This is a genomic window from Enterovirga sp. CN4-39 (assembly GCF_049446235.1).
In the GTDB taxonomy this organism is placed as follows: domain Bacteria; phylum Pseudomonadota; class Alphaproteobacteria; order Rhizobiales; family Beijerinckiaceae; genus Enterovirga.
This window is the reverse complement of record NZ_JBMSEF010000054.1, coordinates 1-2192: the sequence shown is the minus strand read 5'-3', so window position 1 is coordinate 2192 and position 2192 is coordinate 1. Positions and strand designations below refer to the sequence as shown.

Here is a 2192-nt window from a genome sequence, read left to right as displayed (position 1 = left end):
GGCGGCAATCCGACGGAGCCGACCTCGGCGCATCCCTTAGCCTTCAGGGGGTTGTGCTCGCAGGGCGTCGAATGCGTCAGCACCTCGAAGGCCGGCAGGTCGCCGGCGCGCGGAAGGGCGTAGTCCATGAAGGAGCCGCTGAGGAGCTGACCGGCCTCGTCGTGCACGGTGCGCTCGATCAGCGCCTGGCCGACACCCTGGGCGAGGCCGCCATGGATCTGGCCTTTGACGATCATGGGATTGATGATCGTCCCGAGGTCGTCGACCGCGACGATGCGCAGGATGGCGGTCTCGCCGGTCTCCGGGTCGACCTCGAGCTCGCAGACGTGGCAGCCACCCGGATAGGTCCAGTTCTGCGGGTCGTAATAGGCCGTCTCGTCGAGCCCCGGCTCGATCTCCTCCACGGGGAAGAGGTCGCCGCCATAGGCGGCCTTCGCGATCTCGCGGAACGAGACGGAACGATCGGTGCCCGCGACCGAAAAGCGCCCCGCCTCGAACACGACATCGGCGGCGGCGGCCTCCAGAACATGGGCGGCGATGCGCTTCGCCTTCTCGACCACCTTGTCGAGCGCCTTCACGAGCGCGGAACCGCCCACCACCAGGGAGCGCGAAGCGGCCGTGCCGCGGCCGAACGGCACCTGGTCCGTGTCGCCCTGTACGATCCTGACCGTATCCGGCGAAACGCCGAGCCGATCGCACACGATCTGGGCGAAGGTCGTCTCGTGCCCCTGGCCGTGGCTGTGCACGCCGCTGAACACCGTGACGGTTCCGCCCGGATGCACCCGGACCTGCGCCGATTCCGAGCGGCCCGACCGGGCCCCGAGCCGGCTCGCCACGCGCGAGGGCGTGCCGCCGGCGATCTCCACATAGGTCGAGATGCCGATCCCGCGGAGCCGCCTGCGCGCGCGACTCTCCTCCTTGCGGGCCGGAAAGCCCGCCCAGTCGACCGCATCGAGCGCGAGCGCGAGCGTCGCCTCGTGATCCCCGGAATCGTATTCCAGCCCGAGCGGGGTACGGTACGGAAACTCCTCGCGCCGGATGAAATTGCGCCGCCGCAGCTCGACGCGGTCGATCCCCGTCTCGCGCGCGGCCTTGTCGATCAGCCGCTCCAGCACGTAGGTCGCCTCGGGCCGCCCGGCACCCCGATAGGCGTCAACGCTGCAGGTATTGGTGAAGGCGAGGAGGACGTTGCAGTAGATGGCGGGTGTTTTGTACACGCCCGCGAGCAGCGGCGCGTAGTAATAGGTTGGGATCGCGGTCGCGCCGCTCGTCAGGTAGGCGCCGACATTGGCGTAGGTTTTCACCCGCAGCCCCAGGAACGTGCCGTCCGGGGCGAGCGCCAGCTCCGCCTCCGTCCGGTGATCGCGCCCGTTCGCATCCGTGAGGAAGGATTCCGAACGGTCCGCCGTCCAGCGGATCGGCCGCGCGAGCCGGCCCGCCGCCCAGGTGATCGTCGTCTCCTCCGGATAGACGAAGATCTTGGCCCCGAAGCCGCCGCCGACATCGGGCGAGACCACCCGAAGGCTGCTCTCCGGAATGCCGAGCACGGCGTTGGCAAGCGTGCTGCGCACCGCATGCGGGTTCTGGCTGGTCGTATAGAGCGTGTAGCTGCCGCTCCCCGGGTCGAACAGCGCCAGCGCCGAGCGGGGCTCCATGGGGGCCGGAACGAGGCGGTTGTTCACCAGGGTGATCGACGTGACATGGGCTGCGCGGGCGAAGGCGGCATCCGTCGCGTCGCGGTCGCCGATCTCCCAGTCGCAGCAGGTATTCGCCGGGATCTCGTCCCAGACCAGCGGGGCGCCATTCTGCGTCGCGCAGAGCGCGTCCGCCACCGCCGGGAGCGGCTCGTACAGGACCTCGACGGCCTCCGCGGCCGCCCTCGCCTCTTCCAGGCTCTCCGCGATCACCACGGCGACCGGATCACCCTGGTGGCGAACCTTGTTCACCGCGAGCGGAAGGCGCGGCGGCTCCGCCATCGGCCTGCCATCGCGGCCCGTGAGCGACCAGCCGCACGGGATGCTGCCGACGCCTGCAGCGTGAAGATCGCGGCCCGAATAGATCGCCGCGACGCCCGCCATGCCTCGCGAGCGGCCGGCATCGATCCGCAGGATCTTCGCATGGGCGTGCGGGCTGCGGACGAAGACGGCGTGAAGCTCGCCCTCCGCCTTCTGGTCGGCGACATAGCGCCCGCG

The 2192-nt window shown here is 70.0% G+C and carries 1 protein-coding gene; it reads right to left on the bottom strand.

Annotated elements, in window-relative coordinates; all coding sequences use genetic code 11:
• The coding region (locus tag ACO2SS_RS28725) for a xanthine dehydrogenase family protein molybdopterin-binding subunit (RefSeq protein ID WP_423281289.1) at nucleotides 1–2192 on the bottom strand (2192 nt) is incomplete at both ends.